Annotated in this window: 23 protein-coding genes and 1 riboswitch; of the genes, 20 read left to right on the forward strand and 3 right to left on the reverse strand. The window is 43.0% G+C overall.

Going from position 1 to position 23,152, the window contains the following annotated elements; translation table 11 throughout:
• Positions 1-48: 48 nt before the first annotated feature.
• The 3 genes from prfA to I6N90_RS22370 are packed head-to-tail and all read left to right on the forward strand — an operon-like array spanning position 49 to position 2,349.
• Positions 49-1,128: a peptide chain release factor 1 gene (gene prfA, locus I6N90_RS22365; protein WP_197937949.1), complete on the forward strand. Its 1,080-nt coding sequence runs from the start codon at positions 49-51 to the stop codon at positions 1,126-1,128.
• A 28-nt stretch (positions 1,129-1,156) separates the two neighbouring features.
• Positions 1,157-1,282, forward strand: a complete 126-nt coding sequence (locus tag I6N90_RS25170) for a hypothetical protein (protein ID WP_269669549.1) — start codon at positions 1,157-1,159, stop codon at positions 1,280-1,282.
• Positions 1,264-2,349 (forward strand): N5-glutamine methyltransferase family protein, encoded by a 1,086-nt coding sequence (locus I6N90_RS22370; RefSeq protein WP_232243262.1) that lies wholly within the window; start codon positions 1,264-1,266, stop codon positions 2,347-2,349. The genes I6N90_RS25170 and I6N90_RS22370 overlap by 19 nt, the downstream gene beginning before the upstream one ends.
• Before the next feature lie 378 nt (positions 2,350-2,727).
• Here I6N90_RS22370 and I6N90_RS22375 read toward each other — a convergent pair whose 3' ends face one another.
• The gene (locus I6N90_RS22375) at positions 2,728-3,165 is read right to left on the reverse strand and encodes a carboxymuconolactone decarboxylase family protein (RefSeq protein WP_197937950.1); all 438 of its coding nucleotides are present in this window, start codon (positions 3,163-3,165) and stop codon (positions 2,728-2,730) included.
• 56 nt (positions 3,166-3,221) lie between these two features.
• Positions 3,222-4,109, reverse strand: coding sequence for an RNA polymerase sigma-70 factor (locus I6N90_RS22380; protein WP_197938101.1), 888 nt, complete (start codon positions 4,107-4,109; stop codon positions 3,222-3,224).
• A 155-nt stretch (positions 4,110-4,264) separates the two neighbouring features.
• On the opposite strand from I6N90_RS22380, the gene spoIIR reads away from it, so the two are divergent.
• The 12 genes from spoIIR (at position 4,265) to I6N90_RS22440 (ending at position 16,547) form a co-directional block, all read left to right on the forward strand.
• A complete protein-coding gene (gene spoIIR / locus I6N90_RS22385) occupies positions 4,265-4,999 on the forward strand; it encodes a stage II sporulation protein R (protein WP_197937951.1) in 735 nt (244 codons plus the stop codon).
• Between the two features lie 217 nt (positions 5,000-5,216).
• The gene (locus I6N90_RS22390; RefSeq protein WP_197937953.1) at positions 5,217-6,308 is read left to right on the forward strand and encodes an L-threonylcarbamoyladenylate synthase; all 1,092 of its coding nucleotides are present in this window, start codon (positions 5,217-5,219) and stop codon (positions 6,306-6,308) included.
• A gap of 86 nt (positions 6,309-6,394) precedes the next feature.
• Complete coding sequence (locus tag I6N90_RS22395; protein ID WP_197937955.1) at positions 6,395-6,955, forward strand: manganese efflux pump MntP; 561 nt, start codon at positions 6,395-6,397, stop codon at positions 6,953-6,955.
• A gap of 31 nt (positions 6,956-6,986) precedes the next feature.
• Positions 6,987-7,565, forward strand: coding sequence for a low molecular weight protein arginine phosphatase (locus I6N90_RS22400; RefSeq protein WP_197937957.1), 579 nt, complete (start codon positions 6,987-6,989; stop codon positions 7,563-7,565).
• A 61-nt stretch (positions 7,566-7,626) separates the two neighbouring features.
• Positions 7,627-7,708, forward strand: a riboswitch (ZMP/ZTP riboswitch).
• 186 nt (positions 7,709-7,894) lie between these two features.
• Positions 7,895-8,353, forward strand: coding sequence for a ribose 5-phosphate isomerase B (rpiB, locus tag I6N90_RS22405; protein WP_197937959.1), 459 nt, complete (start codon positions 7,895-7,897; stop codon positions 8,351-8,353).
• Between the two features lie 38 nt (positions 8,354-8,391).
• On the forward strand, positions 8,392-8,997 hold the full coding sequence (locus tag I6N90_RS22410; RefSeq protein WP_197937961.1) for a TIGR01440 family protein: 606 nt from the start codon (positions 8,392-8,394) through the stop codon (positions 8,995-8,997).
• A gap of 70 nt (positions 8,998-9,067) precedes the next feature.
• Positions 9,068-10,315 (forward strand): serine hydroxymethyltransferase, encoded by a 1,248-nt coding sequence (glyA, locus tag I6N90_RS22415; protein ID WP_197937963.1) that lies wholly within the window; start codon positions 9,068-9,070, stop codon positions 10,313-10,315.
• A 574-nt stretch (positions 10,316-10,889) separates the two neighbouring features.
• Positions 10,890-12,557 carry a peptide ABC transporter substrate-binding protein gene (locus I6N90_RS22420; protein WP_332262499.1) on the forward strand — a complete coding sequence of 556 codons (1,668 nt, stop codon included), beginning with the start codon at positions 10,890-10,892 and terminating at the stop codon, positions 12,555-12,557.
• Positions 12,558-12,680: 123 nt separating this feature from the next.
• A complete protein-coding gene (locus I6N90_RS22425) occupies positions 12,681-13,613 on the forward strand; it encodes an ABC transporter permease (protein ID WP_197937965.1) in 933 nt (310 codons plus the stop codon).
• A 3-nt stretch (positions 13,614-13,616) separates the two neighbouring features.
• Complete coding sequence (locus tag I6N90_RS22430) at positions 13,617-14,561, forward strand: ABC transporter permease (RefSeq protein ID WP_442950982.1); 945 nt, start codon at positions 13,617-13,619, stop codon at positions 14,559-14,561.
• 31 nt (positions 14,562-14,592) lie between these two features.
• Positions 14,593-15,594, forward strand: a complete 1,002-nt coding sequence (locus I6N90_RS22435; RefSeq protein WP_197937966.1) for an ABC transporter ATP-binding protein — start codon at positions 14,593-14,595, stop codon at positions 15,592-15,594.
• Positions 15,591-16,547, forward strand: a complete 957-nt coding sequence (locus tag I6N90_RS22440; protein ID WP_197937967.1) for an ABC transporter ATP-binding protein — start codon at positions 15,591-15,593, stop codon at positions 16,545-16,547. The genes I6N90_RS22435 and I6N90_RS22440 overlap by 4 nt, the downstream gene beginning before the upstream one ends.
• 299 nt (positions 16,548-16,846) lie before the next feature.
• Here I6N90_RS22440 and I6N90_RS22445 read toward each other — a convergent pair whose 3' ends face one another.
• The gene (locus I6N90_RS22445) at positions 16,847-19,066 is read right to left on the reverse strand and encodes an Ig-like domain-containing protein (RefSeq protein WP_232243264.1); all 2,220 of its coding nucleotides are present in this window, start codon (positions 19,064-19,066) and stop codon (positions 16,847-16,849) included.
• Between the two features lie 202 nt (positions 19,067-19,268).
• Between I6N90_RS22445 and I6N90_RS22450 the strand changes: the two genes are divergently transcribed.
• From I6N90_RS22450 to I6N90_RS22470, 5 genes are all read left to right on the forward strand, one after another.
• Positions 19,269-20,360: a mechanosensitive ion channel family protein gene (locus I6N90_RS22450; protein WP_197937969.1), complete on the forward strand. Its 1,092-nt coding sequence runs from the start codon at positions 19,269-19,271 to the stop codon at positions 20,358-20,360.
• A gap of 173 nt (positions 20,361-20,533) precedes the next feature.
• Positions 20,534-21,163, forward strand: coding sequence for a uracil phosphoribosyltransferase (upp, locus tag I6N90_RS22455; RefSeq protein WP_197937970.1), 630 nt, complete (start codon positions 20,534-20,536; stop codon positions 21,161-21,163).
• 36 nt (positions 21,164-21,199) lie between these two features.
• Positions 21,200-22,348, forward strand: a complete 1,149-nt coding sequence (gene wecB, locus I6N90_RS22460; protein WP_269669550.1) for a non-hydrolyzing UDP-N-acetylglucosamine 2-epimerase — start codon at positions 21,200-21,202, stop codon at positions 22,346-22,348.
• A 189-nt stretch (positions 22,349-22,537) separates the two neighbouring features.
• Complete coding sequence (locus tag I6N90_RS22465; RefSeq protein ID WP_197937973.1) at positions 22,538-22,771, forward strand: AtpZ/AtpI family protein; 234 nt, start codon at positions 22,538-22,540, stop codon at positions 22,769-22,771.
• Positions 22,764-23,129, forward strand: a complete 366-nt coding sequence (locus I6N90_RS22470; protein WP_197937975.1) for an ATP synthase subunit I — start codon at positions 22,764-22,766, stop codon at positions 23,127-23,129. Before I6N90_RS22465 ends, I6N90_RS22470 begins: the two co-directional genes overlap by 8 nt.
• Positions 23,130-23,152 lie beyond the last annotated feature (23 nt).

Raw genomic sequence — 23,152 nt, forward strand, 5'->3', positions numbered from 1 at the left:
TGATATACTAATGAATATCCTAAAGGAATAAAACAGAGGTGAATATTAGTGTTTGATCGATTACAAGCACTCGCCGACCGGTATGAAAAGCTAAGTGAGCTATTATGCGATCCGGACGTGTCCAGTGACCCAAAAAGGCTTAGAGAGCTATCCAAGGAACAGTCGGATTTACAAGGCGCATTTGATGCGTATACGGAATATAAACAAGTGTCCGAGCAATTGGATGACGCTAAAGTTATGCAAGGCGAAAAGCTCGATGATGAAATGCGCGAAATGGTAAAGATGGAGATCGACGAGCTATCTAAACGTAAAAGTGAGCTTGAAGAGAACATTCGTATCTTGTTGCTCCCTAAGGACCCTAACGATAACAAAAACGTTATCGTTGAGATTCGTGGTGCTGCTGGTGGCGATGAAGCTGCATTATTTGCTTATGAGCTATATCGTATGTACACGAAGTTTGCGGATTCGCAAGGCTGGCGTGTAGAGCTAATGGATTTCAGTGAAAATGATGTTGGCGGATTCAAAGAGGTTATTTTCATGGTGAACGGAAAAGGCGCGTACAGCAAACTTAAGTACGAAAGCGGCGCTCACCGTGTTCAGCGTATTCCAGTAACAGAATCAGGTGGACGTATTCATACATCAACATCTACGGTTGCAGTTATGCCTGAGGTTGAAGATGTTGAAATTGAGATTTTGGATAAAGATATTCGTATCGATACATTCTGCTCCAGCGGTGCAGGTGGTCAATCCGTAAATACAACTAAATCCGCAGTCCGAGTGCTCCATGTACCAACAGGTATTATGGCAACATGTCAGGACGGCAAATCTCAGAATGAAAACAAAGCAAAAGCTTTGCAAGTACTTCGCGCACGTATTTCAGATATTCGCCGTCAAGAAGAAGAAGCGAAATATGCAGGCGAGCGTAAGAGCAAGGTTGGAACGGGCGATCGTAGTGAGCGCATTCGGACGTACAACTTCCCGCAAAGCCGTGTAACGGATCATCGCATTAACTTAACGCTTCATAAGCTTGATTCTGTTATGAACGGCGACATTTCTGAAATTGTTTCGTCGCTTACGATTGCAGAGCAAGCAGATTTGATGGATCGTGAAATGATGGGTAATGCGTAAGCGGAATAAATAATAAAGATTAAACCGGATGCGGTTATCAATTGCCGCAGCTGTTGTTAAGGGGATGCCGGATTACCGTGCGTTTGCTGCTAAAGCAAATGAATCGGTGAACCGGCTCTTTTCATTAGCTGGCTTATGGACAAGGATGGTGTAGCTAACGTGGTAGAGAATCAGAACAATGAGCAAGATCTATGGTTTCAAATGCCGCTAACGCTAAGGCAAGCGTATAGAAGTGCTGCCGACTGGCTAGAACAACAGTCGGTTGAGGAGTCTCGCAGCAATGCAGAGCTTCTGCTCATGCATGTGCTTGGGATCGACCGTGCAGCGCTATTACTCGCCTGGAACGACCCTTTTCCAGAGGAAAAAGGGGACGAGTGGCGTACGCTAGTGCGGCGTAAAGCACTTGGCGAGCCGATCCAATATATGATCGGCGAGCAATGGTTCTACGACCGACCATTCATCGTGTCGCCGGCTGTCCTTATTCCGCGCCCTGAGACGGAGTTGCTCGTCGAGGAAGTGCTTGCCGCAGTTGATCGGCTATGGCCGGAGGTGGCGAGTGGTGTGGAAGTTGCAAAGCTAGGAGTTAGGGCGGAAGTGTTGAGTTCGAGTGCTGAGCAACACGGAGATGCGAAAGAGCTGGGAGCTAGCGCGGAGCAAGGAAGTGCTGGTATGCCGACCGTGGTCGATGTCGGCACAGGCAGCGGCGCCATCGCCGTGACGCTAGCATCGCAGCGTCCACGCTTACGCGTGTGCGCGTCCGACCTATCGCCGGACGCGCTTGAAGTCGCCCGCGCGAATGCGGTCCGCCAAGGTACGGCGGATCGCATTGCCTTCGCGCAGGGCGACCTGCTCGCGCCCTTCATTGCTTCAGGGCGCGGTGGCACTGCCGTCGATGGCGGTACGCACATCGACGTGCTTGTGTCCAATCCGCCGTATATACCGGCGGCGGATATGCCAGGATTGCAGCGCGAGGTGCGGGATTATGAACCGCACCTCGCGCTGGAAGGTGGGGCGGACGGGTTAGATCCGTACCGCCGCATGTTAGAGCAGCTTCCGCTACTCCCTTCTATGCCGCGCATCGTAGCGTTCGAACTTGGGATAGATCAGCCTGTTATTGTTGCTAAGCTAATGCAACAAATGGCCGCATGGGATGACATCCGCATCATCACCGACTATAACGGCATCGACCGTCACATAATCGCAGTGAGAAATGTGGAGTAGTGGATAGACGCCCTAATGTGTAGTTAGCTGTTTACTCACTGGTGGTTATATATGAGGACATAGGATCCTTTATCTGTGATAAAAGCACGTAATTTGCGACTCTTCAGGACATACGATCACTTATTATATAAAATGAGATGCTTTTGAGCTTCATTTAGGATCAATAACGGATCGTGTGTCCTCGAAAAAGTCGTAGTAACTCCTTTTTAAATAAATACAGGAACCTATGTCCTTGAATATGTAGTCGTCACCTGTCATCCGAATCAAGAGGACTACTAAACTAGATCGAATCGCATATAGGATTAACAAAAAGGAGGACGGAGCAGAGTATTTCTGCAGCCGTCCTCCTTTTTTTGATGAACTCACTTCAACTCACGCTTATTCAGGCATCTTGCCAGTCGAAATGGCGAGCCGATTCCAACCATTTATCGTAATGATCGCCATGATCAATTCACCAAGTTGCTTAGTATCGAAGTGCCTAGCTGCCTCTTCATATACACTATCAGGTACATGATTTTGTGCAATGAGCGTAATGGACTCTGTTAAAGCAAGTGCAGCACTTTCCCGTTCTGTGAAATAAGGAGTGTCTCTCCACGCGCTAAGCGCATAGATGCGTTTTTCAGTCTCACCATGTTTCCTTGCATCCGCTGTATGCATCATAATACAGAAAGCACAGCCGTTTATTTGTGATGCACGGATTTTAACTAGTTCAATTAAACTCTTTTCTAAACTTGAAGTTATAACGAACTTCTCCATACCGAGCATAGCGTCATATGCTTTTGGTAGCTCTTGCCCCAAATCCATTCTTGTTTTCATACGTTAACATCTCCTTGTTTTGGCTCTTACCAGCGCTTGTTGCGATGGTGATATATCTAAGACAAAACAGCACCTGCATTTGTGACATGACGGAGCTTCTCTGGGTTCATTATGAAATAAATCTGTTCAATTCGCTCTCCACTCTTATCCCATTGGAAGGTTATAACCTTCTTTGGAACGCCGTCTTGTAGTAGCAATAAACCGGACTGCCCGTTTACATCAGCAGGCAAAAAGTCTACTCCGAGCGTACCTTTACGCGATAAACCAAGGAGAAGAGCGATAATCCGATCGCGGCCAAGTATAGGAAATATGGCTGCACGAACTTTTCCTCCTCCATCAGAGATCATGAGCGCGTCTTCTTTTAACATAGTGATCAATGCAAGGGTATTTCCGGATTTTGCTGCTTCAATAAAAGCTTGTGCAAGTGAAGTGGCCTTCTCGCTGTGGAATGGAGGGTTATCCGTGACATAACCTAATTTTTCTTTAGCTCTGCTAAAGATTTTACGACAGTTCGATTCCGACTTATTTATCATTGAAGAGATTTCCGAATAGTCGAAAGCGAGTGTCTCTCTAAGAATGAAGATGGCTCGTTCAATGCCACTCAGACGTTCCAACATAACTAACATCGCATAAGTGACCGTCTCACTATTGTCCCATCGCACGGCAGGGTCTTCTGTTGTAGCAGATCCATAGGTGACAGATGGCTCAGGAAGCCAATTGCCAACATACGTTTCTCGTCGATTGCGTGCGGATCCTAGAAAGTTTAAGCATCGATTCGTTATCATGCGAGCTAAATACGCTTTTTCATTTTTAATAAAATCTGTTTCTAATAAAAGATAGTCCATATATACATCCTGTACAATATCTTCAGCGTCACTAATTGAGCCTAACATACGATATGCTAAACCAAGAAGCAGCGGACGGTACTTTTCATATAGTTGCATATGATTCAATGCAATCAACTCCTTTACGAGAATTTATATCTATTTTTAATAGGTTGATAGGTTTATAGAGCCAATAATTTGGACATAATGACGGATAGAGACGTTCCGGAACGCAAGCAGTCGCATCGGCAGATGCGCGAGAGGAGCTTGTGTGTATGTCCAATTATTATACTTCATCCCATTATTCCGTTAGACCTTACCGTTATCCTTACCGCAAATCTTATGGATTTATCCTTATGGCAATTATCGTTCTCATTATGAGTTGGGAATCAGCACAAATTGACGCCGCAGTTGCAGGAGGTAATATACCTGAGGAAGCGATTCGTCTTCGTATTTTGGCTAATTCGGATAGTGCATCAGATCAATTAATAAAACGTGTTGTTCGTGATGAGATTGTAAAAACGATGAATAGTTGGGCAACTGGCCCTGTAACGATAGAGGAAGCGCGTGAAACGATTCAGAACAATATGCCGGACATCGAGCGTGTTGTATCGAATGTGCTTAAAAGTAGAGGTTACACGTATACGTTCACAGCAGAGCTAGGGATGGTTGATTTTCCAACAAAAATGTACGGCAATAAAGTGTATCCGGCTGGTTTATATGAAGCATTGCTTGTAACGATTGGTGAAGGTAAAGGGCAAAATTGGTGGTGTGTTCTGTTCCCGCCGCTATGTTTCATTGATGCAACAACAGGAGAAGCTTCAGCGGCTTCAGTAGATTCCACGATAACTGAAGAAAAACCGAAGGCTGAAAAGGACGCAAGTGACAAAGCGCAAGTAGAGAAAGCTTCAGCAGATAACGATGAAAGCAAAGGGAAAACGCCAGAAACGAAATTTTTTATATGGGAGTTTATTAAATCGATTATTGATTGGTTTAAATCATTATTTTAAAAGCAGCTATTATAATAAATCATTGCACTTATAGAAATGTGAAATTAAGTAAATCAAACGTCCGCGCCGCTTTTCATAAGTGGAGGGGCGTTTTTTGTATCTCTAACAACTACTAGGAAAACACAAGCCATATTGGATCATCTCGAATATGTTTTCATTATGCTATAATAACGTTGAAGCGTCCATTATAGGTAACAGCAAGGATTGAAAACTGACTATGATAAAAACAAAGATTTGGCATGTTGACCGTCAATCTAACACTAATAGCACGAATCAAGAACAAAACAAAAAGCTATACTCTGAACTTATTGAAGGTGCGGAAATGCTGCGTAGTGGTGGCTTAGTCGCCTTCCCTACAGAGACTGTCTATGGACTAGGTGCAGATGCAAGGAACAGCGAAGCGGTTGCGGGCATCTTTGAGGCAAAGGGTCGCCCATCTGACAATCCGCTAATCGTTCATATCGCGGACATTAATCAGCTAGGTGAACTGGTTTTGCCTTATCCGCAGTTAGCAAAGGAATTAATGAACCGCTTCTGGCCGGGTCCACTTACAATAGTACTGCCAGTGCAGCCGGATAAGTTATCGCCACTTGTAACTGCAGGACTTTCAACGGTTGGTATTCGGATGCCGGATCACTCTGTTTCGTTGGAGTTATTACGTTTATCTGAATGCCCAGTAGCTGCACCTAGTGCAAATCGTTCAGGTAGACCAAGCCCAACGCTTGCACAGCATGTACTGGATGACTTGGATGGTCGCATTGACGGCATAGTTGATGGTGGACCAACTGGAGTTGGTTTGGAATCGACTGTTGTGGAGCTAGAGGATGAGCGTACATTGCGTATTTTGAGACCTGGCGGCATTACGGAAGAAGCGCTCATTGAAGCATTTCCTGATGTTTGTATCGTAAAAGAACATGTGAACGATGAAATGGTGGAGAAGCCACGTTCACCAGGAATGAAGTATACACATTACGCGCCTAAAGGTGAACTTTCCATTGTGCAAGGGGATTCTCTTAACGTAATTGTTTACATTAATAAGCAACTTGAGATTGCGAAATCAGAAAACAAGCTAACAGGTGTGCTCGCATTCAGTGAACATGTTAGTGAGTATAAGGCTGATAGGGTAATTGATTGTGGGAGCGAGAAGCGTTTAGATGAAGCTGCGCAACGATTGTATGCTGCTTTAAGGGAATTTGACGAAGCTGGTGTGCAGTTTATGTGGGCTGAGGCTTGCAAAACCGAAGGCATCGGTGGCGCATTAATGAATCGATTAGTGAAAGCAGCTGGGCATCAAATTATATACGTATAGTCGATCACGCAATTATTGAAGTATGTTCGTCCACATGTCCGCATATGTTTCAGAGAGAATGCAATCGGACATGGGGGAGATTTGCTGTGATGGATGCTAGTGCTGATGCGGGACAGTTTATTACGCTGCTCATCATTGCGATGGCGCTTGGGTTCGACGCTTTTTCCCTCGGATTAGGTATCGGATTAAAAGGAATTCGACTACGGGATATTGTGAAGTTAGGCGTAGTTATCGGGTTCTTTCATGTACTCATGCCGATTGGTGGAATGATAACAGGTCAGCTTGTTGGCGGTTTGCTCGGCAATGTGGCGACTACAGCAGCGGGAATATTACTCGTTTTGCTTGGTGGACATATGATATATAGCTCTCTTCGGGGAGATGAAGTACAATCTTTTGATCATCGTACGTTATGGGGATTGCTTGTTTTATCGCTCAGCGTAAGTATAGACGCTTTCTCTATCGGTATTACGCTTGGCATGTTTTCGGCGGATCTATTGCTAACGATCTCATTGTTTGGATTGTCGGGTGGAATAATGTCTATGCTGGGCCTGCTGCTTGGTAGGAAGGTGAGCGGTAAGCTCGGTGAATATGGTGAAGCATGCGGAGGAGCAATCCTTTTTATATTCGGGATTATATTTATTTTTTAGCTCATATACAGTCGTGAAGGGGGATGTTGGGTTGAAACGTATACTTTTTGTTTGTACAGGCAATACATGTCGGTCTCCTATGGCAGAAGCTATGTTAAGACATTCGGCTGCCAAAAGAGGGATTACAGTGGCAGTTCGTTCGGCTGGTGTATCAACAATAGATGGTTTGCCTATTTCCGACAAGGCGTTAACGACACTTCGTAGACGAGAGATTGGGCATGCAGGTTCTTCTAGAGCGATTACGGCCGAAGCCGTTAATTGGGCTGATATTATTTTGACGATGACATCTGGTCATAAACGGAATTTGCTCCACTTTCACCCGGAAGCAGTGGACAAAACGTTTACATTAAGAGAATATGCATGCCAGGATGAACAGGTTATCGCTGATATTTCTGAGCTTGAAGGTTTATATACCGAAATGCAAATGAAGCAAGCGCTAGGTGGACAATTATCTTCAGAAGAGCGCCATCGACTACTAGAACTCGAAAAACGTATTCCAAGTTTTGATATAGCAGATCCATTCGGTGGTACACAATCCCTATACGACAGCTGCTCATTAGAAATAGAAGAAGCGGTTAAAGGGTTACTTGATAAGCTGTCAAAGCGATAAAAACAAGGCTTTTGATGATTGATTTCTTCCTTATTTTGAGCTATGATAAAAATATCAATTGAGTATCCGGTGTAACTGGCGACGGAAGTGGGCTAACCACGGTGGAGCATCGGAATATACGGCCGGTCGCCTGGGCAAAGAGCAGCATGCTAATTAGCATGTCTTGCTCTTTTTTTCGTCTTTTTTCGCGGAACGAGGTATACTAACTGCATAAGGTTTTTCACAGTTTGCTAAAGAGATTTCATTTTCGGAAGCTGTGTTCTCAAAAAGGCGGCTTTTGCCGTTAGTGCTAGTTAGAACTTAGAACGTAAGAAGAAAGGGTGTTTCGTTTGAAAATTGCAATTGGTGCTGATCATGGTGGCTATCAACTGAAAAATGTGCTTGTCCCGTTTATACAATCGTTAGGTTATGAAATTGAGGATGTTGGCTGTTCATGTGAACAATCTGTAGACTATCCTGATTACGCTCTTCCTGTTGCTGAATTGGTTGCAAGCGGTAAGGCAGATCGCGGGATATTAATTTGCGGTACAGGAATCGGAATGTCGATTGCTGCTAACAAACATCCTGGCATTCGTTGTGCGCTCGTTCACGATATGTTTTCGGCTCAAGCTACACGTGATCATAATGATACGAACGTATTGGCAATGGGAGAGCGTATTATCGGACCTGGTGTTGCTCAAGAAATCGTTAGAATATGGCTTACGACACCATTCTCGAATGGTGAACGCCATGTAGGGCGCATTAATAAAGTGATGCAGCTTGAGAAGCGATTTAACGCTCAAAAATAAGCCTTTGATGCGTGAACAACGGAAGGAGACATCCTAGTATGAGCGAGCTTAGTGAAGAGACGCTAAAGGGCATTTCGAATCAGGTGCAAACCATTGTGAGAGAGCTTGCGGAAGCTGGTAAGTTATCTTCAGGTCAATTACTTGTTATTGGAGCTAGTACAAGCGAAGTGATTGGACATCGAATTGGAACGGCTGGCGCCGTGGAGGCAGCAGCAGCTATCTTCGCAGGTGTGGAGTCGGTGCGAAGAGACATTCCATTTATCCCTGTCTTCCAATGCTGCGAGCATCTTAATCGTGCACTCGTTATTGAGCAATCTGCTGCCTTACAGCTTGGACTAGAGCTTGTTCATGCTATTCCGGTTCCGAAGGCGGGAGGCTCAATGGCTGCTTATGCTTACGGGAGGTTCGTGGAACCTTGTTTAGTGGAGTCTATCGAGGCACATGCAGGTATCGATATAGGTGATACATTTATCGGTATGCATCTGAAGCGGGTTGCTGTTCCGATCCGACCTTCTACTCAGACGATTGGATCTGCGCATGTGACGATGGCTATAACAAGACCTAAGCTGATTGGCGGAGTTAGAGCTGTTTATGATGAGGAAAGTAAGTTGAAGCCTGAGCAATCCTTATTTCATTGCGAGTAGTTTATTTTGCAAGCTTAGCCGTATAGCTACAGTGTCGGCAGCTGCACTAACATACAAGGAGGAATTTGAGATGGAACATTTACGTAAGCAAGACCCAGAGGTGCTAAAGGCGTTAGGACTCGAGCTTCAGCGTCAACGCGACAATATTGAGCTAATCGCGTCAGAGAACATTGTTAGTGAGGCAGTACTTGAGGCAATGGGTTCAGTATTGACGAACAAATATGCAGAAGGCTATCCGGGCAAACGTTATTACGGCGGTTGTGAGCATGTTGATATTGTTGAAGATATCGCACGCGATCGTGCTAAACAATTGTTCGGAGCAGAACATGCCAATGTGCAGCCACATTCAGGCGCACAAGCGAACATGGCTGTATACCTTGCCGCACTAAAACCTGGTGATACTGTTCTAGGTATGAATCTTGCACATGGCGGTCATTTAACACATGGTAGCCCTGTAAATGCATCTGGCTTGCTATACAATTTTGTTGCTTATGGCGTACAAGAGGATTCCTTCACAATTGATTACGAAGAAGTTCGCAAGCTTGCGTTCAAACACCGTCCTCGTATGTTAGTTGCAGGTGCTAGTGCTTATGCGCGTACGATCGATTTTGAAAAGCTAGGTGAAATCGCAAATGAAGTTGGAGCCCTATTCTTCGTCGATATGGCTCATATTGCTGGACTAGTTGCTGCTGGCTTACATCCGAGCCCAGTTCCATACGCACACTTTGTAACAACAACTACACACAAAACGCTTCGTGGTCCACGTGGTGGCATGATTCTTTGCCGTAAAGCATGGGCTGCAGCAATAGATAAAGCGGTATTCCCTGGATCTCAAGGTGGGCCTCTTATGCATATTATTGCTGCTAAGGCAGTCGCATTTGGTGAGGCTCTTCAACCGGAATTTAAGGAATATGGTCAAAACGTAGTTAAAAATGCTAAAGTTTTATCTGAAGAATTGGTTGCTAGAGGCATAAACATTGTTTCTGGTGGTACAGATAACCATTTGATGCTTATCGATACTCGTAACTTAAACATTACAGGAAAAGTAGCTGAGCATGTACTTGATCAGGTTGGTATTACTGTGAATAAAAATGCGATTCCATTCGATCCAACAAGCCCGTTTGTGACAAGTGGTATTCGTCTAGGCACACCCGCAGCTACAGCACGTGGTATGAATGAAGAAGCTATGAAGGTAATTGCAGAGGTAATTGCTCTTGTTCTTAAAAATCCAGAAGATCAAGCCGTATTGGAAACTGCAAGAGGTAAGGTACGTCATTTGACGTCGCAGTTCCCGTTGTACGCGAATACAGCTTACTAATCGAATTTTTTAACACCGCATTGGTTAAAATACCGATGCGGTGTTTTTTTATTTCATAGAAACAAATAAAAACTTTTATGGTTTAATATTACATATATGGTTACGAAAATGTTCAGAATATTATCAAAATATAATCTTTTTGACGAGCTATTTTTATTCTTTTCAGGGTATAAAAATAATCTATTAAATAGTAAGAGAGATGAAACTTTACCCGATTAATACGTCAACTTGATTAAGAATGCCTTTTAGAATACGGGCTTGATTTAATACAAGAATGAGGTAATACAGGGCAGTATTAATGCTTATACGTGGTAGAGTAGTAAAGTAAATTGAACAAAAATGTATCGAAATTAGACTCATAAATTTTCATAAACAGGAGATAGTAAAACCGTTGCTTGGAAACATTTTCGGGCAACAATCCAGTTGACAATAGTTCAATTGTAGTTGTATATTGTTAATCGTCATATATATTTATTTTTCATGTTATTTTATGTTACATTGCGTTATAATATTAGTAAGGGTCTTATTACTGTTGGTTTTAACAAAATTATATAGAAAGTGGGAGTTGATGTTGGTGAAGAAAAATTTCAAAAAGCCAGTGCACTTCATGCTAGTCCTAGTAATCGCTTTCAGTATGTTGTTGTCCGCTTGTACGGGCGACAAGAAGAACGAACCTGCTAAGGGTGAAGGAACAGGGGAAACAAAAGCACCTCAAGAGTTCCGTTTCACACTAGCTAGTGAACCACCAAGTTTAGACCCAGCTTTGATGCAAGATGCGCAATCCAGTATTGTTTCTGAAGGTATCTATGAAGGTCTTACTCGCTTGAACGGAAAGGGCGAGCCTGAAAATGCAATTGCAAAAGAAATTAAAGTTTCCGAAGACGGCAAAACATACACATTTACACTTCGCGACGATGCTAAATGGAGCAACGGCGACGCTGTAACTGCAAAAGATTTTGAATATTCTTGGAAACGTGCTTTGAAACCAGAAACAGCAGCTCCTTATGCATACATGTTGTTCTACCTAGAAAACGGTGAGAAGTATAACGCAGGTACAGCAACTGCAGATGAAGTTGGCGTTAAAGCAATTAACGACACTACACTTGAAGTTAAACTGTACACACCAGTTACTTACTTCCCAAGTCTTCTAGCTCACTACACATACTGGCCAGTTCACCCTGCAACTGCAGAAGGTAACGAAAAATGGGCAGCTGAAGCATCAACAATCGTATCCAACGGTCCTTTCCTTTTGAAAGAATGGTTGCATGCTGACAAATTAGTACTTGAGAAAAACCCTAACTACCACAGTGCTAAAGACATTAGCTTCGACAAAGTAACGATTTCACTTGTTGAAGAAGATAGCACTGTATACCAATTGTTTGAATCAGGCGAAATTGACTGGATCGGCGCTCAAGCTGGTTCCGTACCTGCAGATCTAACAAAGAAATTGCTTGACGAGAAAAAAGCTGATGTAACTGATATCGCATCAACTTACTACTACTTGTTCAACACAACTAAAGAGCCTTTCGACAATGCTAAAATCCGTAAAGCTTTGGCAATGGCTATCGATCGTCAATCTTTGATCGATAACGTAACTCAAGCGAAACAAAAACCTGCATTCGGTCTAGTACCACCAAGCATCGCGGGCCCTGAAGGCAAATTGTTCCGTGAAGTATATCCAGACACTGATTACTTCAAAGAAAATGTTGAAGAAGCTAAGACACTTCTAGCTGAAGGTTTGAAAGAAAAAGGTCTAGCTGCATTCCCTGAAGTAACGCTTCTTTATAACACAAGTGAAGGTCACAAAAAATTGGCTGAAGCTGTAGTTGATATGTGGCGTAAAAATCTTGGTATCGAAGTTAAGCTGAACAACCAAGAGTGGGGTACTTTCTTGGAAACTAGAAATGCTGGTCAATTCGACATTACACGTGCAGGTTGGGGCGCTGACATCAACCACCCAATTAACTTCACGTATGACTTGATCCACCCTAAATCTGGTAACAACGATGGTAACTACAACAATCCAAAAGTTGGAGAGCTTCTTGATGGTTCCCTTGTTGCTACAGACGCTGCAACAAGCATCAAAATGATGGCGGACGCTGAGAAAACAGCAATCGCTGACGATATGGCTGTATTGCCAACTTACTACTATACAACTGTAACAATGCTTAAACCAGGATTCAAAAATGTTGGTTCTGACTACGCAGGTCACCTTGACTGGGTACATGGAAGCAAAGAATAAGCCACTCCATTTTCATTTAAAGCGACTAACCTAGAGTAACGTAGTAACAAAAGGGTATATATAGTCACTCTATATATACCCTTTTCAAATGCAAATAAAGATTGTGAGAGAGTGGGTGATCGTGTGCTCCGCTTCATTTTAGGCAAAGTAGTATCTATGGCAATATCGTTGTTTCTATTAGTGACAGCGACATTTTTGCTCATGAATTCCGTTCCAGGTAGCCCGTTCCAAGGGGAAAAGGCATTGAGTCCGGCAGTTCAGGCGAATTTAGAAGCGTATTACGGGCTAGACAAGCCAATGATTGTGCAATATGGTAATTATTTGAAGAATCTTCTTCAAGGTGACATGGGCGTATCCATGAAGAAAAAGTTCCAATCCGTTGATAAAATGATTAAAGAATCATTTGGTCCGTCATTGAAACTAGGTTTAACAGCAATTGTGACGTCTGTTATTGTAGGCTGCCTAATAGGTATTCTCGCAGCTATGAATCATCGTAAAATGATTGATAATGTCGTAATGAGTATCGCGGTAATTGGACTCGCGATTCCGAGTATAGTTATGGCTCCAGTTTTGCAATATATATTAGCAACAAAATTAGGTTGGTTTGGTGTTGCAGGTTTAGATGATCCACTTGACTATGTGTTACCTACAATTGCATTATCTGCTGCTCCTATCGCATTTATAGCAAGATTACTAAGATCGACTATGATTGAAGTACTAAGTGCTGATTTTATTAAAACTGCCAAATCCAAAGGACTTTCCGGTTATGTAATTGTTGCGAAGCATGCGCTTCGGAATTCGCTACTACCCGTAGTAACTTATTTGGGCTATTTAACTGCCGGAATTATTACAGGGTCTGTTGTCGTAGAGAAAATCTTCTCCATTCCTGGTATCGGAAAGCACTTTGTTTCGAGTGTTATAGATCGTGATTATCCGTTAATTATGGGTATTACTATTTTTTACGCCATCATCCTAATGGTGAGCAGGTTGTTAGCTGATATCGCTTATGTGTTGGTAGACCCACGTATGCGTGCTGGTGGAAAGGTGGGGAAATAATCGATGTCTAATAAAGAAAAAGAACGTTCTGATTCATTATCCCCAGAGATGTTTCAGAAGCTTGATAGAAAGACATTTGGTGTCGATGGAGCAGGTCGCGCAAGTTTGACTGCTTGGCAAGATATACGTATCAGACTAGTGAGTAATAAGCTTGCTATGGCTGGTTTTTGGATTATTATAGCACTTGTTATTGTGGCGATATTTATGCCATTGATCTGGCCATTTGACCATTTCACAAATGACTTATCGAAAACGAATCAACCGCCAAACGGAACACATTGGTTTGGAACGGACGATTTGGGCCGTGATATGTTTGAGAGAGTATGGAAAGGTGCGCAAGTATCTCTATTTGTCGGGGTAGTTGCAGCAATGATCGATTTGATCATTGGTATCATCTATGGTGGAATTATGGGCTACTACGGTGGTAAAGTAGATGAGGTCATGAACCGTATTTCTGAAATTTTGGCTGCTATTCCTTATTTGCTTGTTGTTATTCTATTGCTTGTTGTAATGGAACCAAGTATAACGACAATTATTATTGCCATGTCTATAACAGGCTGGATTAATATGGCGTGGATTGTACGTGGACAAGTTATGCAATTGAAAAATCAAGAGTACGCTCTAGCATCAAAATCATTGGGCGCTGGCGCTATGCGCATTATTTTCCGCCATTTGATCCCGAATGCAATGGGTCCAATTCTTGTTACGCTCACGCTAACGATTCCAAGTGCGATCTTTACAGAAGCCTTCCTAAGTTTCCTTGGTCTTGGTGTTCAGTCACCAATCGCATCATGGGGTACGATGATTGATGATGGTGTTGGCGGTATTTTGGCTGACCATTGGTGGCGTTTGTTCTTCCCAGCATTCTTCTTGAGCTTGACAATCTTTGCGTTTAACGTCTTCGGCGATGGACTGCGCGATGCATTCGATCCGAAGCTGAAAAAATAAAATCAGTTTATCTGAGAGGAGGTCATTGCTAATGAAGACCTTACTGGAAGTGAAAAATTTAAGCGTATCATTTGACGTATATGGCGGTGAAGTACAAGCCATTCGTGATATTAGCTTCCACGTGAAGAAGGGTGAATCCGTCGCAATAGTCGGAGAGTCAGGGTCGGGTAAAAGTGTTACTGCTCAATCGATTATGCGATTAAATCCTTCTCCACCGAGCAGAATTAAAAGTGGTTCTGTAAAGTTTGATGGACAAGAGTTGCTCACTTTAACGGAAAAAGAGATGCAGTCTGTTCGTGGTAATAAGATGGGAATGATCTTCCAAGATCCTATGACATCTTTGAATCCTACATTAACTGTAGGTGTTCAAATTATGGAAGGTCTTATTAAACATCAAAACGTAAGTAAATCAGATGCTATGGCTAGAGCGATTGAAATGTTGAACTTGGTAGGTATTCCAAACCCAGAGCAACGTATCAAACAATATCCACATCAATTCTCAGGTGGTATGCGTCAACGTGTAATGATCGCTATTGCACTTGCATGTAATCCTGCATTGTTGATTGCGGACGAGCCTACAACGGCACTTGACGTAACGATTCAAGCGCAAATTATGCGTGTAATGAAGGATCTTCAACAAAAGATGGGTACATCCATCATTTTGATTACCCATGACCTTGGTGTTGTAGCTGATGCGTGTGACAGAGTAATCGTTATGTACGCAGGACGTATCGTTGAGACGGGTACGAAATGGGAGATTTTCAAAAACCCACAACATCCTTATACACGTGGTCTATTACGTTCACTTCCGCGTCTTGATCAGCGGAAAGATGAGCCTCTTATCCCGATTCCGGGTACTCCACCGGATCTAATTAAGCCGCCTGCAGGTTGCAGCTTCTGTGCACGTTGTGACGAGGCGATGAAAGTTTGTGTAGATAACGATCCAAATCTGCATGTTATTGAAGGCGCTGAGTCTCATGCAGCAGCTTGTTGGATGCTACATCCTTATGCTAAACGGGAGGTGCCGGTATGAGCTCTCCATTAGTTCAAATTAATGATTTGCGTAAGTTTTTCAACTTAGGCAAAGGCAATATACTAAAGGCAGTAAATGAAATTTCTTTCGATATCGCTCGTGGCGAGACGGTTGGTGTAGTAGGTGAGTCCGGTTGTGGTAAATCAACTGCTGGACGTACCATTATGCGACTTTATGAGCCAACAAGCGGCAGTGTAACATTTGAAGGAAAAGATGTTTCCAAGTTGAGGGGTGCAGAACTTAAAGGTTTGCGCCGCAACATGCAAATGATTTTCCAAGATCCGTACGCATCACTTAATCCGCGTATGACCGTTACTGATATTATTGGTGAAGCACTTGATATTCATAACTTGGTAAGCAGTCGTGCTGAGCGTAAGCGCCGAGTAGAAGATTTGCTTGATCTCGTTAACCTGAATCCTGAGCATGCAACGCGTTACCCGCATGAGTTCTCAGGCGGTCAACGTCAACGTATTGGTATCGCTCGTGCTCTTGCTGTAGATCCAAAGTTTATCATTGCCGATGAGCCGATTTCTGCACTAGACGTATCGATTCAAGCACAAGTTGTAAACTTGATGCAGGACTTGCAAAAGCGTATGGGTTTAACATACCTATTCATCGCGCATGACCTATCGATGGTTAAGCATATTAGTGACCGCGTAGCGGTTATGTACTTGGGTAAAGTTGTTGAGCTTGCTGAGAGCAGTGAGCTATATGAAAACCCACGTCATCCGTATACACGTGCACTATTGTCTGCAATTCCAATTCCAGATCCAGAGGTAGAAGCTACGCGTGAGCGTATCGTACTGAAGGGTGATCTGCCAAGTCCGATCAACCCACCGTCTGGTTGCCAGTTCCACACTCGTTGTCCAATTGCTACTGAAAAGTGCAAAACAGACGAGCCTAAGTTAGTTGATATTGGCAGAGGACACTTTGCTTCTTGCCATTACGCATAATATTAAAAGGCTTTCTTTCAGGTGTTGCCTGAGAGAAAGCCTTTTTTGTTAAATGGTCATGAAATGATTGAAATTTTTCAAAGCGATTGATTTAATACATGCACATGTTGTCAAAATGGGCAAATGAAAAGATTAGAGAAACCAAGCTAGCCAAGTTTTGTTTGTTAAGAAACGAGCTTGAGTTCATCTTACCTGACCTAGCTAATTTAATAGAGCTGCAAGGATCAAAAAGCCCCACCAACAGACGTGTGCGCGTTTGTTGATGGGGCTATTTCGTTACTACGTCTATTACTCCAGATCTACTTCACTGTAACGCGCAGAGATACACTTCTACCTTCAAAGGTAGCTTTGATGGTTGCAGTACCTTTACCAATTGCAGTTATTTTTCCATCGATTACTGTAGCAACGTTTGTTCTAGAGGATACCCACGTTGCATTTGCAGTATGGTCGATAGCACTTCCCGTATAGTAGTAAGCTTTTAATGTCGTGCTATACGTACTACCTTTAGTTAATTGGATGGATTTAGTAGAAAGTTGTAACGATTTCAACTTAGGAGTTACTTCTACTAAAATTTCAATTGTTTTTCCTTGATAGGAACCTGAAACTTTTGTTACGCCCACATCAATTGCTTTTACTGAGGATGACCCGCTTACTGATGCAATCGCGGTGTTGTTTACAACCCAATTCATTTTCGTGCTAACGGAAACCGTTTTTCCATTTTTATAAAAACCAGTCACTTTAATGGACTTTGAACGGCCTGGATTCAGTTGAATTTTTGTAGGCTCAGCAACGAGCTTTATGATCTCTTCTTCAATTTTAACTCGAACCGTTACGGATTTCGTTAAATAAGTACCAGTAAGAGTGACAGAAGAAGCCTCAATACCTTTCATCGTTTTCTCTAAAAGTACGATGTTATCAGAAGTCGTTTTCCATGTCATAGACTCCGTTACGTTCATTTCTTCGCCATCCTCATTTACGAGGGTTACCTTTGGTAGAGCGGATGCTTTACCGATGATTATACTCATATCTTTTGATTCGGCGATTAGTTTAACTGGTTTCGTATGGACAATTATTTTCACTGGAACCGTATGACCTTGAATGTAGGCTGTAAATGTCGTTTCACCTAGTTTCTTTGCTGTCCACTTTGTTCCTTCAATGCTTGCAATCCCTTCATCAGCTGAAGTCCATTTTACAAGCTTAGAGACGTCCACAGTTGAACCGTCGAACGTTGTAGCTGTAATCTTAGGAAGATCACCGCTCATGTCCTTAAAGCCATCTACCATGTCTTTCTCTGCTTTAATCTTTGTAATACTAGGATAAACGGTGACATCAATACTGCGACTTAAACCTTTATAGGTGACAGTGATCTTCGCTGTCCCGACAGCCATCGGTTTAACGATTCCTTTATCGACAGTAGCGATTGCAACATCGGATGAGGTCCAGTCCCCGAGTTGTGTAATCTCTTCTATTTTACCTGAATTTTCTTGTACATCTGCTTTAATTTGGAGAAGTTTAGTATCATGTAGCTGAATGTGGTACTCTTTTTCCGGACTAAGTTTAATAGACTGATACGGCGTACGAACGACAGCTTCAAGTGTGCTCGTAACTCCCAAATAAGAAACGGTAATCGTTGCTGTACCAGTTGAAACAGCCTTAACGACACCCTTTTCGACAGTAAGTACTTTCGTGTTGCTGCTCGTCCATGATGCAAGTGCAGTAACGTCGCTTGCCGCTACACCACTTTGTTTATTTTCTGCCGTAGCAGTAAGCTTCACATCAGTGGAATCAATCTCAAGTTCAAGAAGATCGTTCGTTTGTTTTGGCGTAATCACTATCGATTTATATGGCGATGTTGCCGTTATCTTTATTGTATCTGATTTTCCTTTGTACTTCGCAGTGATCGTAGTTGTACCCGCACTAACGAATGTAATCTTACCTTCCTCGACTGTAGCAACAGACGGGCTGGAAGATGTCCAATCAGCATCAATGCTAATGCCATTTGGTTTGCCGTTCTTTTCCCCGTTAAGAGTAAAAGCTAACGTATCTCCAAGCTTAATATCTGGTAATGCAGTAGGGGCTTCCTTATCACCTTGCATGAGAGTTACTTTGTCGTAGGTAAAATCAGAAGTTGCTTTAATGCTTTGGGTATATCCTTTATAGGAAACGCTTATAGTGACTGTACCTTGGCCTAAGCCTGTCAGCACGCCTTTGTCTACTTTAATGATAGAACTGTTTGACGACTTCCATGTTGCTTCTGGAGTAACATTTTTCGATGTTGAACCAGAGATAGTTGCAAATGCGGTAACAATCACATTGTCATCTTCAACTAACATTTCAAGAGATGATGTGGTCGTATTGTAATCTGTAGCATCGTAACCGAGTTCAAGACCAGTAACTGTAGCTTCAGCTGCTTGCGCGACTCCTGTAAAGGACGACATGAAGAGCGCCATTATTAACGCAGCAGCAATCCATCTGCGAGCCCCCTTCGAAGACATGTTCCAACTTAAGTTTGAGTTCACTACATCCCTTTCCTTTCTCTGGAAAACTGTTTTTTCTCTTATTAATAACGGCATGTTGTGCTCAAAAATGAAGACTTAACACGTATTTCACATTTTCGACATTAGAGCAATCTATGTTAGAATGAACCTTCATTAATTGCAGCCTTTTGTTTGACATGCCTTTATCGTCAAGTCCAAATTGCCTGCGGAAGGAGATTTAACCATGATTGAAAATTGGTTTGTTGAACTGGATGAGGCGTTGCGGCTAGTCCCGCTTGGTATAGCAATTGGTATTTTCCTATTGTTCCTTTTTATTAGAAAGATGTTTGTTCGCTATATGTTCTCATTCCTAGTGAAGCGACTTCATCGCTCGAGTACTGCAGTGAAAGCGATTGAGGCTTTCCAAAAGCCGCTACAAGCGATTTTATTGATGCTAGGTGTCTATTTGGCTATCGTTTATTACGCACAGGAGAATTGGCTGATTCTGTCGGCACTGCATCGCTTATTCCGGAGCGGAATTGTAATAGCAGTAGGTGTAGGGTTTTATAACATGTCTGCATCTTCATCAACGCTACTCGAGAGTGTAAGTAAGAAGTTTGGGGTCGATGAAGCAAGCATGCTCATTCCGTTTCTGTCAAAAGCGGTTCGCTTCGTCATCATTATTCTTGTAGCAACTGTTGTTATTTCTGAGTGGGGTTTTAGTATAAATGGGGTTGTTGCGGGAATGGGGCTTGGCAGTTTGGCTATTGCACTTGCGGCTAAGGATACGCTAGGCAATATATTAGGCGGAATCATTATCATCATAGAGAAGCCCTTCTCTAAGGGTGATTGGATTTTAACGCCAAGCGTGGAGGGTGTCGTTGAGGATATTACATTCCGCAGCTCGCAGATCCGGACGTTTGCTGATGCAATTGTGACCGTTCCAAATTCAACACTTGCAGATCAACCGATTACGAACTGGAGCCGTATGGGAAAACGAAGAATTACTTTCAGTTTAAATGTTGCAATTGATACTGAGGCTAATAAGCTTAGGACTGCTATTGATCGAATTGAACAGTATTTAACAGAAGATCCTTCTGTTGATCCTGGAACAATTATGGTTCGTTTCAATGAAATTAAAGAGGGAAGCCTCGGTATTTTTCTTTATTATTTCTCGAAGACAGTCGCTTGGAAGGAGCATTTAACAGTGCGCCAAGACACTACGCTTGCAATGATGCGAATTTTGGAGGAAGAAGGAATTAAGCTCGCTTATCCTGTACAGCGGGTATTGTTAGAAAATAATTTAACATCCGAAAAGTCAGTTGCTCGGCAATAAGCTAATCGCGCGTAAACTTTTATAAACGTTAGTAAAGTCTGCATTTCGGTGCAGACTTTTTTTATTTTTGCGCCCCAGATGCAACGCTTAAACGCAAGTGCTATAATATATGGGATTGTGTCCATGCTAAAGGCATGACATTCGAAATGCATATTTGGGAGGAATTACGCTCCATGAGCAAATTAGTAATCTGTGACCATCCATTGATTCAGCATAAGCTGACGTTCATTCGGAACAAAGAGACAAACACGAAGGATTTTCGCGAATTAGTGGACGAGGTTGCGACTTTAATGGCATACGAAATTACACGCAACATTCCACTCGAGACAATTCAAGTTGAGACACCAGTGACAGTAACAGATGCAAAAATTGTTTCGGGCAGAATGCTCGGCCTAATTCCGATTCTTCGCGCTGGACTTGGTATGGTAGACGGCATCCTAAAGTTGATCCCATCCGCAAAGGTTGGACATATCGGCCTTGCGAGAGATCACGAGACACTTCAACCAAAAGAATATTATATTAACCTACCTACGGATGCTCCGAATCGTTTGCTAATCGTAATCGATCCGATGCTTGCAACTGGCGGTTCTGCTCTTGCGGCCATCGCTTCTTTGAAGAAGCGCAACTGTGAGCATATTAAGCTAATGTGCTTAATTGCTGCACCAGAAGGTGTTAAGGCGGTTCAGGAAGCTCATCCAGACGTTGACATTTATATCGCAGCTCTTGACGAGAAGCTAAACGAAAAAGGCTATATTGTTCCTGGTCTTGGAGATGCGGGAGATCGCATGTTTGGAACAAACTAGAAATAGGCATGAACTAAGATGTAGGAGTGAACACTGTTGCCCAAATTAAAGGTAATGACTATATTCGGTACAAGACCAGAGGCAGTCAAGATGGCCCCGCTAGTGTTGGAATTGCAAAAACGAGAAAATGATATTCAATCTATCGTATGTGTAACTGCACAGCATAGGCAAATACTTGATCAAGTGCTTGATTTCTTTGAAATTAAACCAAATTACGATTTGAACGTAATGAAGGATCGTCAGACCTTAACAGAAACGACAGTTAGAGTTCTTGAAGGACTTGAGCCTGTTCTAGATGAAACAAAACCTGACATCGTATTAGTGCATGGGGATACACAAACGACGTTTCTAGCAAGCTATGCTTCGTTTTTGAAGCAGATCAAAGTAGGACATGTTGAAGCTGGACTACGTACATGGAATAAGATGTCGCCGTATCCAGAAGAGATGAACCGTCAACTTGCTGGTGTACTATCTGATATTCATTTTGCACCAACAGAGTGGTCAGCGAACAATCTTCGTAAGGAAAACAAGTCAGAAGAAACGATTTACGTTACAGGAAACACGGCTACTGACGTATTCCAATATACGGTTGATGAATCTTTTGCACATCCAGTGCTTGAGTGGGCTAAAGGTAAACGAATGATTCTAATGACTGCACATCGCAGAGAATCGCTTGGTGAGCCGCATCGCAACATATTCCAAGCTGTTAAGCGTATTGCTGATGAGCATGAGGATGTTGTGGTTGTTTATGCTGTCCATCCGAATCCAGCAGTAAGAGAGCCTGCGAATGAAATATTGGGTGATCATCCGCGTATCCGTTTGATTGAACCATTAGACGTATTTGAAATTCATAATTTCTTCCCTCATGCGTACATGATTATGACGGATTCTGGCGGATTGCAAGAAGAAGCGCCATCGTTCGGAGTTCCAACGTTAGTACTTCGTGATACGACAGAGCGTCCAGAAGGAATTGAAGCAGGCACGTTGGAACTTGTTGGTACAAATGAGGATAATGTTTATGCGAGAGCTAAAGCATTGTTGAATGATACTGCTCTATATTGTCGCATGAGCCAAGCAGCTAATCCTTACGGTGACGGTAGAGCCTCAGAGCGAATTGTAGACGCAATACTCCATCATTTTGGTAGGCAAAAAGAACGCCCGGATTCGTTCACACAACGTTCATAGTTCTAGCATTAGAGGCGGCGTGAAGGCTGAATGTACAGCATACAGTGGTACTGTACGGTTTTGGCGCTTCGAAAACCTTGTAACACAAGGGTTTTTCGCCTTTTGTTCACGAAATGTTTGTTGTTATTTCAATTGACAAACCTTGAGCCGCTTCGATAAAATAAATGAGGATTGACAGGGGTGCAAGCCATGGCAGGAAAGGGCAACAATGATAATCCTTGGTTAGCGGGTGCTGTTATAGGCTCGTTAGGTGTGGAAGTCGGAGTGTGTGTTTTCTTAGGATATTGGCTAGGCTCCAAGGCTGGTGAACATTTCGGAGACGCTAAGTCTTGGATGCTCGGAGGTGTACTTGTTGGTCTGGCTGTCGGAATTGTTTCAGCCATTCTTATTCTTAGGAAGGTGTTGAAAGAATCCGATGGATAATTTATTTAAATCGGCGATACGAGTGGCACTGTTTTTTTCAGCTGCTTGCTTGTTGCTCTGGGCAGTCATTCCAGGGTGGAGGAGCGTATTCGCTGGCCTGCTGTTAGGTATTGGAGCGAGTGTTATGAATGCGCTCTTACTGAAGCGCAGAGTGGAACTAGTAGGACAAGTTGTACCAGACGGAAGCAAGCGACGAATGGGTTTAGGACTCGGAAGTCGCATGGCAACGGTGTTATTGGCTGCAATGATCGCCTATAAGTATCCAGAAACGTTCAACATGCCAGCTACGCTGGCCGCTTGTATGATGATGCCGTTTATAATATTGGTATCAGCTAGCATTTACAATAAACGACACTAGCAGCGGAGAGGGGTGAAAAATAA

The organism is Paenibacillus sp. GSMTC-2017, from assembly GCF_016019935.1.
Taxonomy (GTDB): Bacteria; Bacillota; Bacilli; order Paenibacillales; family Paenibacillaceae; genus Pristimantibacillus.

Bases quoted from the DNA above. Each gene is read 5' to 3' on its own strand.
- I6N90_RS25170 (WP_269669549.1), top strand. From the start codon at position 1,157: ATGCGGTTATCAATTGCCGCAGCTGTTGTTAAGGGGATGCCGGATTAC.
- I6N90_RS22370 (WP_232243262.1), top strand. From the start codon at position 1,264: ATGGACAAGGATGGTGTAGCTAACGTGGTAGAGAATCAGAACAATGAG.
- I6N90_RS22375 (WP_197937950.1), bottom strand. From the start codon at position 3,165: ATGAAAACAAGAATGGATTTGGGGCAAGAGCTACCAAAAGCATATGAC.
- I6N90_RS22380 (WP_197938101.1), bottom strand. From the start codon at position 4,109: ATGCAACTATATGAAAAGTACCGTCCGCTGCTTCTTGGTTTAGCATAT.
- spoIIR (WP_197937951.1), top strand. From the start codon at position 4,265: ATGTCCAATTATTATACTTCATCCCATTATTCCGTTAGACCTTACCGT.
- I6N90_RS22390 (WP_197937953.1), top strand. From the start codon at position 5,217: ATGATAAAAACAAAGATTTGGCATGTTGACCGTCAATCTAACACTAAT.
- I6N90_RS22410 (WP_197937961.1), top strand. From the start codon at position 8,392: ATGAGCGAGCTTAGTGAAGAGACGCTAAAGGGCATTTCGAATCAGGTG.
- glyA (WP_197937963.1), top strand. From the start codon at position 9,068: ATGGAACATTTACGTAAGCAAGACCCAGAGGTGCTAAAGGCGTTAGGA.
- I6N90_RS22430 (WP_442950982.1), top strand. From the start codon at position 13,617: ATGTCTAATAAAGAAAAAGAACGTTCTGATTCATTATCCCCAGAGATG.
- I6N90_RS22435 (WP_197937966.1), top strand. From the start codon at position 14,593: ATGAAGACCTTACTGGAAGTGAAAAATTTAAGCGTATCATTTGACGTA.
- I6N90_RS22440 (WP_197937967.1), top strand. From the start codon at position 15,591: ATGAGCTCTCCATTAGTTCAAATTAATGATTTGCGTAAGTTTTTCAAC.
- I6N90_RS22450 (WP_197937969.1), top strand. From the start codon at position 19,269: ATGATTGAAAATTGGTTTGTTGAACTGGATGAGGCGTTGCGGCTAGTC.
- upp (WP_197937970.1), top strand. From the start codon at position 20,534: ATGAGCAAATTAGTAATCTGTGACCATCCATTGATTCAGCATAAGCTG.
- I6N90_RS22465 (WP_197937973.1), top strand. From the start codon at position 22,538: ATGGCAGGAAAGGGCAACAATGATAATCCTTGGTTAGCGGGTGCTGTT.
- I6N90_RS22470 (WP_197937975.1), top strand. From the start codon at position 22,764: ATGGATAATTTATTTAAATCGGCGATACGAGTGGCACTGTTTTTTTCA.